13 protein-coding genes are annotated in these 14818 nt (G+C 72.4%); 8 read left to right on the top strand and 5 right to left on the bottom strand.

Annotation, left to right across the window (positions count from 1 at the left end; translation table 11 throughout):
- Positions 1 to 13: 13 nt before the first annotated feature.
- Positions 14 to 805, bottom strand: a complete 792-nt coding sequence (locus K304_RS0116380) for a metal-dependent hydrolase (protein ID WP_027764640.1) — start codon at positions 803 to 805, stop codon at positions 14 to 16.
- A 150-nt stretch (positions 806 to 955) separates the two neighbouring features.
- On the opposite strand from K304_RS0116380, the gene K304_RS0116375 reads away from it, so the two are divergent.
- Positions 956 to 3484 carry a DEAD/DEAH box helicase gene (locus K304_RS0116375; protein ID WP_027764639.1) on the top strand — a complete coding sequence of 843 codons (2529 nt, stop codon included), beginning with the start codon at positions 956 to 958 and terminating at the stop codon, positions 3482 to 3484.
- A 78-nt stretch (positions 3485 to 3562) separates the two neighbouring features.
- On the opposite strand, the gene K304_RS0116370 is transcribed toward K304_RS0116375, so the two are convergent.
- Positions 3563 to 3955 (bottom strand): roadblock/LC7 domain-containing protein, encoded by a 393-nt coding sequence (locus K304_RS0116370; protein ID WP_027764638.1) that lies wholly within the window; start codon positions 3953 to 3955, stop codon positions 3563 to 3565.
- A gap of 112 nt (positions 3956 to 4067) precedes the next feature.
- Here K304_RS0116370 and K304_RS0116365 point away from each other — a divergent pair, with 112 nt between their 5' ends.
- Together K304_RS0116365 and K304_RS0116360 are read left to right on the top strand one after the other, a co-directional pair.
- Positions 4068 to 4709, top strand: a complete 642-nt coding sequence (locus K304_RS0116365; RefSeq protein ID WP_051308522.1) for a methyltransferase domain-containing protein — start codon at positions 4068 to 4070, stop codon at positions 4707 to 4709.
- A gap of 153 nt (positions 4710 to 4862) precedes the next feature.
- Positions 4863 to 5705 carry a hypothetical protein gene (locus K304_RS0116360; protein ID WP_486591695.1) on the top strand — a complete coding sequence of 281 codons (843 nt, stop codon included), beginning with the start codon at positions 4863 to 4865 and terminating at the stop codon, positions 5703 to 5705.
- A gap of 69 nt (positions 5706 to 5774) precedes the next feature.
- Here K304_RS0116360 and K304_RS0116355 read toward each other — a convergent pair whose 3' ends face one another.
- Both K304_RS0116355 and K304_RS0116350 read right to left on the bottom strand, forming a co-directional pair.
- Positions 5775 to 5957 (bottom strand): hypothetical protein, encoded by a 183-nt coding sequence (locus tag K304_RS0116355; RefSeq protein WP_027764635.1) that lies wholly within the window; start codon positions 5955 to 5957, stop codon positions 5775 to 5777.
- A gap of 325 nt (positions 5958 to 6282) precedes the next feature.
- Positions 6283 to 7077 carry an SGNH/GDSL hydrolase family protein gene (locus tag K304_RS0116350; protein WP_027764634.1) on the bottom strand — a complete coding sequence of 265 codons (795 nt, stop codon included), beginning with the start codon at positions 7075 to 7077 and terminating at the stop codon, positions 6283 to 6285.
- Positions 7078 to 7240: 163 nt separating this feature from the next.
- On the opposite strand from K304_RS0116350, the gene K304_RS0116345 reads away from it, so the two are divergent.
- The 5 genes from K304_RS0116345 (at position 7241) to K304_RS0116325 (ending at position 13522) form a co-directional block, all read left to right on the top strand.
- On the top strand, positions 7241 to 10138 hold the full coding sequence (locus K304_RS0116345; protein WP_027764633.1) for a glycoside hydrolase family 2 TIM barrel-domain containing protein: 2898 nt from the start codon (positions 7241 to 7243) through the stop codon (positions 10136 to 10138).
- Between the two features lie 276 nt (positions 10139 to 10414).
- Entirely contained in the window at positions 10415 to 10882 is a 468-nt protein-coding gene (locus tag K304_RS0116340) for an ATP-binding protein (protein ID WP_078529218.1), read from the top strand.
- A gap of 221 nt (positions 10883 to 11103) precedes the next feature.
- Positions 11104 to 11925: a basic amino acid ABC transporter substrate-binding protein gene (locus K304_RS0116335; protein WP_486591694.1), complete on the top strand. Its 822-nt coding sequence runs from the start codon at positions 11104 to 11106 to the stop codon at positions 11923 to 11925.
- Positions 11922 to 12713 carry an ABC transporter permease subunit gene (locus K304_RS0116330; protein ID WP_037790730.1) on the top strand — a complete coding sequence of 264 codons (792 nt, stop codon included), beginning with the start codon at positions 11922 to 11924 and terminating at the stop codon, positions 12711 to 12713. Before K304_RS0116335 ends, K304_RS0116330 begins: the two co-directional genes overlap by 4 nt.
- Before the next feature lie 5 nt (positions 12714 to 12718).
- Positions 12719 to 13522: an amino acid ABC transporter ATP-binding protein gene (locus tag K304_RS0116325; protein ID WP_027764629.1), complete on the top strand. Its 804-nt coding sequence runs from the start codon at positions 12719 to 12721 to the stop codon at positions 13520 to 13522.
- Between the two features lie 116 nt (positions 13523 to 13638).
- Here K304_RS0116325 and xylA read toward each other — a convergent pair whose 3' ends face one another.
- The gene (xylA, locus tag K304_RS0116320) at positions 13639 to 14814 is read right to left on the bottom strand and encodes a xylose isomerase (protein WP_027764628.1); all 1176 of its coding nucleotides are present in this window, start codon (positions 14812 to 14814) and stop codon (positions 13639 to 13641) included.
- Positions 14815 to 14818: the final 4 nt, after the last annotated feature.

Below are 14818 nucleotides of genomic sequence, written 5' to 3'. Positions count from 1 at the left end.
CGGAGTGCCTGAGCTAGAAGAGGTCGAGGGCGTAGACGCCGCCCGCACCGCCGACGATCATGAACAGCGGCATCAGCACGCTGACCTCGACCCACGCCCCTGCGCGGAACCGCATGAACCGCGGCGTCCCCAGCGGATACCACCGCTTGCCCTTTATCGGTATGGGCCACAGGATCGGGCATCCGGAGATCGTCAGCGCGTCCCCGATGCTGTGCACCAGTGCCCCCAGCACGATGGGCACGCCGAGCCACACGTAGCGCAGCTCCGGGTCGCCGACGAGCCACTCCGCGCCGTTGCCGGGCTTGATCAGGATGTTGGTGAGGATCCATGCCCCGGCGGCGCCCAGCAGCCACACCAGCACGTCGCTGGAGACGCGGGCCGCCCGCCACAGCAGGCCCTCGACGGCCAGCACGACGTGGACGAAGAGGATGGCCAGCACGGCCCACCGGCCGCCGTACACCGCCGCGGCGGAGAAGCCGGCTCCGATGAGCACCGCCCACGGCCAGGTGTGGGTGAGGGTGCGGTGGCCGCCGGTGCGGGGGCGTTCCCCCTTGCCGCGGGTGGCGTTGTAGACCTTCTCCGAGAGCTTGCCGATGATGGTGCACAGGCCGCGGCCCAGCGGGCCGAAGGCCCGCGAGATGGTCGCCGACGGCTGGTCGAGGTCGGGGGCGAGCGCCGCGCCGGCGCATATGAGGGCCCCCACCACCAGGACCGGCCAGGGCATGGGCCGGTCGAACCAGGCCGCCGCCGCGCCCGCCCCGAGCCATGCCGCCGCTCCGGAGAGCGAGTGCGCCGGTCCCATCATGCTGATCCCCACCCCGGGTTCGTGTCGCGTGTGTGTCGCGTGCGCGCAGCCGTGACGGCGGCCACAGGGCCGCCGTCAGGCGACACAGCGTAGCGGTCGATGATCAAGCGCGCCGCACCGGTTCCCGTCCCGGGTCCGGCGGCAGGCAAGATGGGGGGCGTGACAGCCACCCTTATCGATCAGTTGCCGACCGAAGCCGACCCCGACGCCCTGTTCGCGAACTTCTCGCAGTGGGCGGAGGAGCGCGGCATCAGCCTCTATCCCGCGCAGGAGGAGGCCCTGATCGAAGTGGTGTCCGGGTCCAACGTGATCCTCTCCACCCCCACCGGTTCGGGGAAGTCGCTGGTCGCGGCGGGGGCGCACTTCGCGGCGCTGGCCCGCAACGAGGTGACCTTCTACACCGCGCCGATCAAGGCGCTGGTGTCGGAGAAGTTCTTCGACCTGTGCAAGATCTTCGGTACCGAGAACGTCGGCATGCTGACCGGTGACGCGTCGGTCAACGCGGACGCACCGGTGATCTGCTGCACCGCAGAGGTCCTGGCGTCGATCGCGCTGCGCGACGGGCGGGACGCGGACATCGGCCAGGTCGTGATGGACGAGTTCCACTTCTACGCCGAGCCGGACCGCGGCTGGGCGTGGCAGATCCCCCTGCTGGAGCTGCCGCAGGCGCAGTTCGTGCTGATGTCGGCGACGCTGGGCGACGTCTCCCGCTTCGAGGAGGACCTGAACCGCCGCACCGGACGGGACACGGCCGTGGTGCGGTCGGCGACACGGCCGGTGCCGTTGAGCTACGAGTACCGCGTCACGGGCATGACGGAGACGCTGACGGAGCTGCTGGAGACGAAACAGGCGCCGGTCTACATCGTGCACTTCACCCAGGCGCAGGCGGTGGAGCGGGCGCAGGCGCTGATGAGCATCAACATGTGCACCCGCGCGGAGAAGGACGAGATCGCCGCGCTGATCGGCAACTTCCGCTTCACCACCCGCTTCGGCCGGAACCTCTCCCGCTACGTCCGCCACGGGATCGGCGTGCACCACGCCGGGATGCTGCCCAAGTACCGGCGGCTGGTGGAGCGGCTGGCCCAGGCGGGTCTGCTGAAGGTCATCTGCGGCACGGACACCCTGGGCGTGGGGGTCAACGTGCCGATCCGCACGGTGCTGTTCACGGCGCTGAGCAAGTACGACGGCACACGGGTGCGCACACTGCGGGCGCGGGAGTTCCACCAGATCGCCGGCCGCGCCGGCCGCGCCGGCTTCGACACCTCCGGGTTGGTGGTGGCGCAGGCCCCGGAGCACGTCATCGAGAACGAGAAGGCGCTCGCCAAGGCGGGCGACGACCCGAAGAAGCGCCGGAAGGTGGTCCGGAAGAAGGCCCCCGAGGGGTTCGTCAACTGGAGCGAGCAGACCTACGAGAAGCTGATCGCCTCCGACCCGGAGCCGCTGACCTCCCGGTTCCGCGTCACGCACGCCATGCTGCTGGCGGTGATCGCCCGGCCCGGCGACGCGTTCTCCGCGATGCGGGAGCTGCTGGAGGACAACCACGAGGACCGCCGCGCCCAGCTGCGGCACATCCGGCGAGCCATCGCGATCTACCGTTCGCTGCTGGACGGCGGCGTGGTGGAGCAGCTGGACGAGCCGGACGCGGAGGGCCGCCGCATCCGGCTGACCGTCGACCTTCAGCAGGACTTCGCCCTCAACCAGCCGCTGTCCACCTTCGCGCTGGCCGCGTTCGAGCTGCTGGACCCGGAGTCGCCGTCCTACGCGCTGGACATGGTGTCGGTGGTGGAGTCGACGCTGGACGACCCGCGGCAGATCCTCGCCGCCCAGACCAACAAGGCCAAGGGCGAGGCCGTCGCGCAGATGAAGGCGGACGGCGTCGAGTACGAGGACCGGATGGAGCGGCTGATGGACGTCACCCATCCGCAGCCGCTGGCCGAACTCCTCTTCCACGCCTACGGCCTGTACCGGCGCTCGCATCCCTGGGTCGGCGACCACCCGCTGTCGCCGAAGTCGGTGATCCGCGACATGTACGAGCGGGCGATGACCTTCAGCGAGTTCGTCTCGCACTACGAGCTGGCCCGCACCGAGGGCATCGTGCTGCGGTACCTGGCGAGCGCGTACAAGGCGCTGGAGCACACGGTGCCGGACGACCTGAAGTCCGAGGCCTTCGAGGACATCGTGGCGTGGCTGGGCGAGATGGTCCGGCAGGTCGACTCCAGCCTGCTGGACGAGTGGGAGGCGCTGGCCAATCCGGAGGTGGAGACCGCGGAGGACGCGCAGGACCGGGCGGACCAGGTCAGGCCGGTGACGGCGAACGCCCGCGCGTTCCGTGTGCTGGTGCGCAACGCGATGTTCCGGCGGGTGGAGTTGGCGGCGCTGGACAAGGTCGCCGAACTCGGCGAGCTGGACGCCGAGTCGGGCTGGGACGCGGACGCCTGGGGCGCGGCGATGGACGCCTACTGGGACGAGTACGACGAGCTGGGCACCGGTCCGGACGCGCGCGGCCCGAAACTCCTGCAGATCGAGGAGGTCCCCCAGGACGCGCTGTGGCGGGTGCGGCAGACGTTCGCCGACCCGTCGGGCGACCACGACTGGGGCGTCTCCGCCGAGATCGACCTGACCGCGTCCGACGCGGAGGGCCGCGCGGTCGTGAAGGTCACCTCCGTCGGGCAGCTGTGAAGACCGGACGGGGGCGGGTCGCCGGCATGGGGGCGGCCCGCCCGGGCGGCACGCGCGCCGGGCGGTGAGCGGCGCGGATCAGACGCTGTTGCGGGCGTCGACGCCCAGGTGCTCGCCGACCCGGTTGACCATGAGCGTCATCTCGTAGGCGATCTGCCCGATGTCGGCCTCGGCGCCCGCCAGCACGCACAGGCAGCTGCCGTCGCCGGCGGCGGTGACGAGCAGCATGCCCTCGTCGAACTCGATCATGGTCTGCCGGACCTGGCCGACGCCGAAGTGGACGCCCGAGCCCTTGGCGAGGCTGTGCAGACCGGAGGCGACGGCCGCCAGGTGCTCGGCGTCGGCGCGCTCCAGGTCCCTGCTGTTGGCCGTCACCAGCCCGTCGTTGGAGAGCACCAAGGCGTGCCGGACGAGCGATATCCGCTGACAGAGGTCGTCCAGCAACCAGTCGAGTCCGGTGTTCAGGGCCATCCCCGGGTCCCCCTTCGCAAGGTGTTCGCGTGCCACCCTTACCCACGACGCCACAGAGAGCAACCTCCCGGGCCGGATGCGGACGGGGTCGGAACCGAACGGAGACCAGCCGATGACGGACCACGGAGGCGACGATTCCCGCCCCGGCCGGGGGCGGTCGGGGAACGATCCGGCGGCCGTGCGGGAGTTCTTCGCGGCCCGGGCGGCCGGGTGGGACGCGAGGTTCCCCGACGACGGCCCGGCGTTCCGTGCCGCCGTCGCCGCGCTCCGGCTGCGTCCGGGCGGGGTGGCGCTGGACGTGGGCAGCGGGACGGGACGGGCGCTGGAGCCGCTGCGGGCGGCGGTGGGCCCGTCCGGCGCCGTGCTCGGGTTCGACCTGACGCCCGAGATGGCGGTGCGGGCCCTGCGGGCAGGGCGCGGACGGGCGGGGCTGCCGGCGGTCGCCGACGCGGCGCGCCTGCCGGTGCGGGACGCCGCCGCGGACGCGGTGCTCGCGGCCGGGCTGCTCACCCACCTGCCGGACCCCGCGGCCGGGCTCCGCGAGTTCGCCCGCGTGGTGCGGCCCGGCGGGCGGCTGGCGGTCTTCCATCCGGTGGGGCGGGCGGTGCTGGCCGCCCGGAAGGGGCACGTGCTGCGGGCCGGCGACCTCCGGGCCGAGAAGAACCTCCGCCCGCTGCTGGCGGCCTGCGGCTGGCTGCTGGAGTCGCTGGAGGACGGCGACGTCCGCTACCTGGCCGTGGCGTTGCGAGCCTGACCGGCGCGGCCGCAGCGGCACGCCCGCGGAGGCGCCGCACGGCCGCGGGCGGAGGTGCCGTACGCCACCCGGCGGCTCTCTGTCCTGCCGGACCGCGGCGGGTTAGGGTGCCCGCACGATCGAGACCCGCACGATCGGGAGAGGGGTCGCATCGTGACCGCCGAAGAGGACGACGCGCTCTACGTGCTGACCGCCGTGCTGCTCACGCCCGCGCAGTTCCCCAGCGTGCTCGGCGACGACTACCCGGAGGCGTGCTCCGTGCTCGGACTGGAGCCCTTCGCGGAGGGCTACGGCCTGGTACTGGGCCAGGACGGCGCCGGCGCCCGGTGGACGGTGGCGACCGAGGACGTCACCCTGGTCGCCTGCGCGGTCGCCGCCTGGGACTGCGGCATGGAGTACGACCTCTCCCCCGACGAGCGCTCGGTGACCGCGGTGCTCCCCGGCTGGCCCCTCGCGGTGGCGGTCGCCGCGCCCGGCGTCCCCGCGCCGCACGACCCGCCGCCGGAGCCGGGCACCGAGGGCCGGTGGAAGGTCTTGGCTCCCCCGGACACCCGGGAGTGGGGGCCCGCGCAGCGGCGCATGGGGGCGGACGAGATCGCCCTCCAGTGGGCGGCGTGGCGCGAGCGGATCGACGACGCCGCGGTCTTCTCCGACGCAGACGCCGAAGCCGGTGCCGGTGCCGCTCCCCCGGCCGGGGAGGAGGCCGACGGGCCTCCCGGTCCGGCGGCGAGCCCGGTGCAGCGGGTGATGCGCGAGATGCGGGCCTATCTGGACGACCCGCCACCGCCCGGCCGCGTACGGTCGGCGTTCGCCTCCGGCGACGCCCGCACGCTGCGCTGCGACGGGCCGGGCTGGAGCATGGTCGCCCGCACCGACGACATCGCGTTCCTGCTGCTCGACGACGAGCCCGGCGAGGTGGTGCCGGTCGGCCGCGGGCCGGGGCTGCCCACACTGCTCAGCGCCCTGGACGGCATCGCGGTACGTCCGGCCGCCTGACGCCTCCCGGGCGCGTACGGGAGCGCAGGGCGACGGTCGGGACCGGCCGCCGCGCCCGCGCGGGGTGTTCTACCTGCCGATCTCCTTGCGGCTGACGCGGCGCAGCCTGCGCCGCTGCGACGGGTCGAGCGCCAGGTAGGCGGCGACCGGGACGCCGACCATCACCAGCAGCGCGATCCAGAACGACGTCAGCCACCACAGGAGCAGGCCCACCGCCACGCCCCCGACGGCGATCTTGCCTCGGTTGGTCATCTGAAGTGCCTCCTCTGCGGGAGCGGCTGCCGCCGCTGTTCATACTGGAGAACGCAGGCCCGGTCCCCCGGGTTCCGTGCGGCGGTGTCCCGCCGGATTCCAGGTTCTCACCTCGCGCGGGATGCCGTACCCGCGCGGGCCGCGGCGCCGTCCGTTCCGGGCCCGGCCCGGCGGTCCGGCGCCGCGGCCCCGGCTCTCGCACGCGCTCGCCGGGCCACACGTTCCGTCCCCGCGGACAGACGCCCGGGGCGCACTCCCTCCGTGCCGGAGGGGGCGCGCCCCGGGAAGGGCGTCCATGCGGAGGACACCCGGTGATGCGGATCCGTCAGGCCAGGCTCTCCATGACGGGGTAGTAGGCGCCGGACTGGCCCTGGGCGGTCGGGTGGTAGGACTCCCACACCGGCCAGGTGGTGCTGTGCAGCCAGCGGTCGCCCGAGCAGATCTCGTGGCCCTCGAAGGCGGGCCGCATGTCGCCGTAGGCGAAGCCGTGGTCGGCGGCGCGCTTGGAGGTCACGGAGTGCAGGTCGTCCGCGGCGGAGTTGATGGCCGCGCGGGACGTCTCGCTGATGCCGAACGAGCAGGTGCCGTTGACCTTGTAGATGTGCGGGTAGCCGAGCACGACCACCCGGGCGTTCGGGGCCCGGTCGCTGATCGCGTTGTAGACCGAGTCCAGCCGCCCGGGGAGCGTGCCCGCGATGTAGGCGCGGGCGTCGGCGATGGCGTCGAGGCAGGCGCCTTCGCCCAGGACGACACAGGTCGTCATGGCGTCGGCGAAGCCGGCGTCGTTGCCGCCGATGCTGATGCTCACCAGGTCGGTGCCGGAGTTGACGGGGCCGAGCTGGCCGGCCAGCACGTCCGACGTGGTCGCTCCGGAGCAGGCCGTGAAGGCGAACGACGCGGGCGCGTTGTTGGCCTTCCACAGCTCCGGGTAGGCGTTGGCGCTGCGCCGGCAGTCGCCGCCGCTGTACGCGCCGGCGCCGACGCCGGAGGAGTAGGAGTCGCCGAGCGCCACATAGTCGAGCGCCGCCGTGTCGGCGGCGTGGGCGCTGGTGGAGAGGGTGGTCAGTCCGAGGACGGCGACCGCGGTGGTGACCGCGGCCTTCCATCTGCGCAGCTTCATGGGGCCTCTCATGGTGGGGGTGGCATGGAGGGAGCTTCTGCCGTACTCAGTAGTAGCAGCGGGTCCCGGATTCGAGAAGTGTCCATGCCAAAAAAGCCGAACGGTGTCTCGGGGACAACGAACTGGGGAACCCCCCGGTGACGGCCGTTCAGAAGGAGGCGGATTGTCGGGCATTCCGTATTTCGAGGACGTGACCCCGGCGCACGGAACGCTGCCGCCGCGCGCCTGGTGGAGGACGCCGGACGCCGCGTCGCTCGACCTCGGCGGCACCTGGGCGTTCCGGCTCCACGACCGCGCGCCGCGGGACGCGCCGTTCACGACGGACGACTTCGACCCCCGCGCGGCACCCGGATGGACGACGCTGCGGGTGCCCGGCCACTGGGTGCTGCAGGGCCACGGCGCCCCCGCGTACACCAACACCCGTTACCCCGTTCCGGTGGACCCGCCGCGGGTGCCGGACGAGAACCCGACCGGGGACCACCGGCGGGAGTTCGACCTCCCCGCCACCTGGCCGGACCACGGGTCGGCCGTCCTGCGCTTCGACGGCGTGGAGTCCTGCGCCCGGGTCTGGCTCAACGGCACCGACCTGGGGTCCTTCCAGGGGAGCCGGCTGCCGCACGAATTCGACGTCGGGAAGCTGCTGCGCCGCCGCGGGAACGTGCTCGCCGTGCGCGTGCACCAGTGGTCGGCGGGCACCTACCTGGAGGACCAGGACATGTGGTGGCTTCCGGGGATCTTCCGCGAGGTCACCCTGCTGCATCGCCCGCCCGGTGCGGTGTCCGACTTCTTCGTGCACGCCGGGTACGACCACCGCGACGGGACCGGCACGCTGCGGGTGGACGCGGCGCCCGGCGGACGGGTGTCGGTGCCGGAACTGGGCGTCGAGACGGCCACCGGCGAGACCGTGCGGGTGCCGGTGGAGCCGTGGACGGCCGAGACGCCGCGCCTCTACGACGCGACGCTGCGCACACCGGGCGAGACCGTCCCGCTGCGCCTCGGCTTCCGGACCGTGGTGGTGGAGGACGGGCTGCTGCGGGTGAACGGGCGGCGGGTGCTCTTCCGCGGCGTGAACCGGCACGAGTTCCACCCCGTCACCGGGCGGACGCTGGACGTCGCGACGATGCGACGCGACGTGGAGCTGATGAAACGACACCACCTCAACGCCGTCCGCACCAGCCACTACCCGCCGCACCCCGCCTTCCTCGACCTGTGCGACGAGCTGGGCCTGTGGGTGATCGACGAGTGCGACCTGGAGACGCACGGCTTCCGCCATGTCGGATGGCGGAACAATCCGGTGGACGACCCGCGGTGGACGCCCGCCCTGCTGGACCGGGCGCGGCGCATGGTGGAGCGGGACAAGAACCACCCGAGCGTGGTGATGTGGTCGCTGGGCAACGAGTGCGGCAGCGGCGCCGGGCTGTCCGCGATGGCCCGCTGGATGCGCGAGCGCGATCCGGGCCGGCCGCTGCACTACGAGGGCGACCCTGCCTACCCCGACTCCGACGTGCACAGCCGGATGTACGCGGCGCACGAGGAGGTCGACGAGATCGGCGGCGCGGAGGAACCCGGCGCGAAACCGTTCCTGCTCTGCGAGTACGCACACGCGATGGGCAACGGCCCCGGCGGCCTGACCGAGTACCAGCGCCTGTTCGAGACCCACCCGCGCTGCCAGGGCGGCTTCGTCTGGGAGTGGATCGACCACGGGCTGCTGCGCCGCACCGCCGACGGGCGGGAGTACTTCGCGTACGGCGGGGACTTCGGGGAGGAGATGCACGACGGCAACTTCGTGTGCGACGGCCTGGTCTTCCCCGACCGCACCCCCTCGCCGGGTCTCACCGAGTACGCGAAGGTGATCGAACCGGTGCGCGTGACCGGGCGCGGCGGAGCGGACCGTGAGCTGACCGTCGCCAACCTGTACGACTTCGCGGACCTCTCGCACCTGGCCTTCGACTGGACGTACGCGGTGGAGGGGGTCGAGGTCGCCGCCGGCCCGCTGGACGTGCCGCCCCTGCGGGCCGGCGCGGCGGGCCGCGTCCGGCTCCCCCCGCCGCCGGACCACGCGCTGGGCGGCGAGGCGTGGTGGACCGTCACCGCCCGCCTGGCGGCGGACACCGCATGGGCACCGCGCGGGCACCGGGTGGCGTGGGCCCAGGTGCCCGGCCCACCCGCACCTCCGGCCCCGGAACCCGGGCCCGTCCCGGCGCGGGCACCCCGCCGGGACGGCACGTCCGTGCGCCTGGGCCCGGCCGTCTTCGACGCCCGCACCGGGGCGCTGACCGCCCTGGGCGGACTGCCGTTCACCGGCCCGCCCCGCCTGGACGTGTGGCGCGCCCCCACCGACAACGACGAGGGCGGGGCCCGGCAGCCCGGTGGCAGGACGGCGGCACAGTGGCGGCAGCTCGGGCTGCATCGCGTGCACCACCGCACCGACGCCGTGCACCTGGGGGACGACGGCCTCACCGTCCGCACCCGCGTCGCCGCGGCGGGCACCGGCCTCGGCCTGCGCACGGCCTACCGCTGGGCCGCGGACGGCGCGAGCGTCCGCCTGACGGTGACGGTCGACCCGGAGGGCGACTGGCCGTGCCCGCTGCCGCGGCTGGGCGTACGGTTCGGGCTGCCCGCCCGCTTCGGGCACGCGGAGTGGTTCGGCGGCGGACCGGGCGAGGGCTACCCGGACGCGTGCGCCGCCGCCCTGCTGGGCCGCTGGCGGGCGGCGGTCGACGCCCTGCAGACCCCGTACGTGCGGCCGCAGGAGAACGGCGCGCGGCCCGGCGTGCGCTGGGCGGAGCTGCGGGAGCGCCCGGACGGCGGAGCCGGGGTCCGGATCACCGGGGCGCCGGAGGGGTTCTGGTTCAGCGCCCGGCGGTGGACGAGCGAACAGCTGGACGCCGCGGCGCACACCACCGACCTGACACCGGGCGACACCGTGTGGGTGCACCTGGACCACGCCCAGCACGGGCTCGGCTCCGCCTCCTGCGGGCCGGGCGTGCTGCCGGCGCACCGTCTCGATCCCGCGCCGGCCGTTTTCTCGCTGCGCTTCACCGCGCAATTCGTTGAATAAGAAAAGACCTGCACGTCTTCTCCACACGGACTTCAGGCTTTCCCTCAGAGGAACTGTGGGATGCCTCACAGCACAGAACGCCTGGAACGCGGCGGGAGTACGCCCGCATTTACCCACAATGGGGTTTTCCGGGAATCCGCGCACCCCACCCTGAAAAGCGGCTGGGACCAGGCATTTTCACTGCCGGAGAAGGGAGAGTGACGGAACGCCCCGGACAGTTCTGCCATTTGCAGCCTGTTCCTTGCCATACGCCACTCGCGCCCCCATAGTGGACCGGTGGCTTCCCCCCATGAGGCACCTTCCCTGGCGCACCGCGGCGGCAATACCGTCACGCGGCCGCTGAGGGACGCCTTTCACCTTCCCGCCCGGGAAACCTCGGTTTCCGAGGCGCGGCGGCTGGTGCAGCGGCGCCTGCGCGCCTGGGGCGTGGCGGAGGAGTCCTGCGACGACGCCGAGCTGCTCGTCTCCGAACTCTTCACCAACGCCGTACGGCACACCGACAGCGACAAGGTCGGCTGCGAGCTGTGGATGATCGGCGTACGGCTGCGCCTGGAGGTCACCGACGAGGGCGGCGCCCGCCGCCGGCTGCTCCCCACCCCCCGCACCCCGGACGCCGACGGCGAGGGCGGCAGGGGCCTGCTGCTGGTGAGCGTGCTCGCCGACGAATGGGGCATACGGCCCGACGAACGCGACCGGGGCAACTCCGTGTGGGCGGAACTCCCCTGCGTGCGCACCCCCGCCTGATCCCGTCCTCAGCACCGCGCCCCCGCGTAGCGGCGGCATCACCACGGGGCGCCGAACTGCGGTGTTATCCGGTCGCAACCTCACGCGAGGGCTCCAAGGGCCCGCTGCGATGGCAGGATGCGCGGCAACCTTGCCGATCTTCCCGGGCCCGCGTCACCCACGACGCCGTCGACGTCCCGGTACGGCAGGGTCGCCCAGGAACCCACCCTGACGGAGGCACCGTGTCCGCCCACCCGACGTCCCGCCGGTCGCTGTCCCTGCTGGCCGCAGCCGCGACCTTCGGTCTGCTCGCCGCCACCACGGCGTGCACCAGTACCAAGACCAGCGCCGGCGACGGGACCGAGATATCGCTCGTCAAGGCCGGCAAGCTGACCACCTGCACCCACCTGCCGTACTCGCCCTTCCAGTTCAAGAAGGGCAACCAGATCGTCGGCTTCGACGTCGACCTGGTCGACGCCGTCGCGAAGGAGCTGGACGTCGAGCAGGAGATCGTCGACACCCCCTTCGAGGGCATCCAGTCCGGTCAGGCCCTCAACGCGAGCAAGTGCGACGTCGCCGCCGCGGGCATGACCATCACCGACACCCGCGAGGAGAACCTGGACTTCTCCGACCCGTACTTCGAGGCCACCCAGGCGCTGCTGGTCAAGAAGCAGAACGACTACGCCTCGATGGCGGACCTCAAGGGCAAGAAGCTCGGCGTCCAGCAGGCGACCACCGGCGCCAAGTACGGCCAGGACAACGGCGACGGCGTCGAGATCGTCGAGTTCGAGGACATCGCCCTGCTGCTGACCGCCGTCAAGACCGGCCAGGTCGACGCCGCCATCCACGACAACGGCGCGCTCTTCGACTATGTGAAGAAGAACCCGAAGACCAAGGTCACCACGGAGTTCGACACCGGCGAGCAGTACGGGATCGGCGTGCAGACCGGCGACGACGCGCTGCGCAAGCAGGTCAACGACGTCATCGCGAAGATCAAGTCGGACGGGACCTACGACAAGATCTACAAGAAGTGGTTCGGCAAGGCTCCGGAGTCCGGCCAGTGACGGGACGGCTGACCCGCCGCCAGCGCACCACCGCCATCCGCACCACCCAGTACGCCGTGCTGGTGGTCGTGGTGATCGTGATCGCGCTGGTGGCGGACTGGAACACGATCCACCAGGCCTTCTTCGATCTCGAAGTGGCCCGGAAGCAGTTCCCGGAGATCATCACCACCGCGCTGGTCAACACCCTTCTCTACACCGCGCTGGGCTTCGGGTTCGGTCTGGTGCTGGGTCTGGTGCTGGCGCTGATGCGGCTGTCGCAGGTGCCGCCCTACCGGTGGCTGGCGATCGGGTACATCGAGTTCTTCCGCGGCGTGCCGGCCCTGCTGGTGTTCATCGCGCTGGGCTTCGGCGTCCCGCTGGCCTTCGAGGTGTCCATCAACCAGTACGTCACGGTGATGCTGGCGCTGGGCCTGGTCGGCGCCGCCTACATGGCGGAGACCATCCGCGCGGGTATCCAGGCGGTGCCCAAGGGCCAGGCGGAGGCGGCACGTTCGCTGGGCATGTCGCAGGGCAGGGCGATGATCTCGATCATCATCCCGCAGGCCTTCCGCATCATCCTGCCGCCGCTGGCCAACGAGCTGATCCTGCTCACCAAGGACTCCTCCCTGGTGTACCTGCTCGGGCTCTCCCTGTCGGGTTACGAGCTGACGAAGTTCGGCCGGGACGCGCTCAACCAGAACCGCAGCATGACCCCGATCCTGCTGGCCGGCCTGCTGTACCTCGTCATCACCCTCCCGCTCGGCCACCTGGTGCGCCGGCTGGAGGCCCGTACCGCGAAGGCCAGGTGAGCGGCATGAAGGACGCCGTGACGAAGACGGAGCACGCCTCCCCCGCCGGCGGGGACACCGCCATCCACATCGCGGACCTGCACAAGTCGTTCGGCGACCTGGAGGTGCTGACCGGCATCGACCTGGACGTGCGCCGGGGCGAGGTGGTGTGCGTGATCGGGCCGTCGGGCTCGGGCAAGTCCACCCTGCTGCGGTGCGTGAACCTGCTGGAGGAGCCCACCTCCGGCACGATCACCGTGGCCGGCACCGAGGTGACCGACGAGAACGTGGACATCGACCGGGTCCGGCGCGGCATCGGCATGGTGTTCCAGTCCTTCAACCTCTTCCCGCACCTGACGGTGATCGAGAACCTCACCATCGCCCAGCGCCGGGTGCTGGGACGGGAGAAGGACGAGGCGCGGAAGGTCGCCCGCCGCAACCTGGAGCGCGTGGGCATGACCGAGAAGGAGTCCGCCTACCCCGCGAAGCTCTCCGGCGGTCAGCAGCAGCGGGTGGCCATCGCCCGGGCGCTGTCGATGGACCCGCAGCTGATGCTGTTCGACGAGCCGACCTCGGCGCTCGACCCGGAGCTCGTCGGCGACGTGCTCTCGGTGATGCGGCGCCTCGCCGCGGAAGGCATGACCATGCTGGTGGTCACGCACGAGATGAGCTTCGCCCGTGAGGTGGCCGACCGGGTCGTCTTCATGGACGGCGGGGTCATCGTCGAGGAGGGCCCGCCGGAGCAGGTCGTGGTCGACCCGCAGCACGCGCGGACCCGCGAGTTCCTCTCCCGGGTGCTCGATCCGGCGGCGGCCGACCTGCCGGACTAGGCCGACCCGCCGGACAGGCCCTCCTGCAAGGGCCGTCCGCCGGACGACGGGACGCCGCGCACCGGCGAGAACCGGTGTGCGGCGTCCCGTCGTCGGCGTGGAGGGGACCGGTGGTCTCAGCCCCCGCGCACGCCCAGCAGGTGGTCCATCGCCAGCTGGTCCAGGTGCTCGAAGGCCATGCCGCGCTCGGCGGCCGCGTCCGGGTCGAAGTCCTCGAACGCCGCGCGGTCGGCCAGCAGGCCGGCCGCCGTCTCGCCCGGTTCCAGGGTGGGGCGGGCCAGTTCGTCCAGCCGCGAGGCGCGGAGCGCCTCGGCGACCTCCCGGTCGGCGCGGAAGGCGGCGGCCCGCTCGCGCAGCACCAGGTAGTTCCGCATGCAGCCGGCCGCCGACGCCCACACGCCCTGGAAGTCCTCGGTGCGCGGCGGCTTGAAGTCGAAGTGCCGCGGGCCGTCGTAGCCGGCGCTCTCCAGCAGGTCGACCAGCCAGAAGGCCGCGCGCAGGTCGCCGGCTCCGAAGCGCAGGTCCTGGTCGTACTTGATGCCGGACTGGCCGTTGAGGTCGATGTGGAACAGCTTGCCCGCCCACAGCGCCTGCGCGACGCCGTGCGGGAAGTTCAGCCCGGCCATCTGCTCGTGGCCGACCTCCGGATTGACGCCGAACAGCTCGGGCCGCTCCAGCCGTTCGACGAAGGCGAGGGCATGACCGACGGTGGGCAGCAGGATGTCCCCGCGCGGCTCGTTGGGCTTGGGCTCGAGGGCGAACCGCAGGTCGTAGCCCTGACCGGTGACGTACTCGCCGAGGAGGTCGAAGGCCTCCTTCAGCCGGTCCAGGGCGCAGCGGACGTCCTTGGCGGCGCCGGACTCGGCGCCCTCCCGGCCGCCCCAGGCGACATAGGTGCGCGCGCCGAGTTCGGCGGCGAGGTCGATGTTGCGCATCACCTTGCGCAGGGCGTAGCGGCGTACGTCGCGGTCGTTGGCGGTGAAGGCGCCGTCCTTGAACACCGGGTGCGCGAAGAGGTTGGTGGTCGCCATCGGCACCGTCATGCCGGTCTCGTCCAGCGCGGCGCGGAAGCGCCGCACGTGCCGCTCGCGCTCGGGCTGCGGGGAGCCGAACGGGATGAGGTCGTCGTCGTGGAAGGTGACGCCCCAGGCGCCCAGCTCGGCGAGACGGCGTACGGACTCGGCAGGGTCGAGCGCGGGCCGGGTGGCGTCGCCGAACGGGTCGCGGCCCTGCCAGCCCACCGTCCACAGACCGAAGCTGAACCTGTCCTCAGGGGTCGGCCGGTAGCTCATCGTG

The sequence above is a fragment of the Streptomyces sp. CNS606 genome (assembly GCF_000426325.1).
This window is presented reverse-complemented; position numbering and strand designations above follow the sequence as displayed.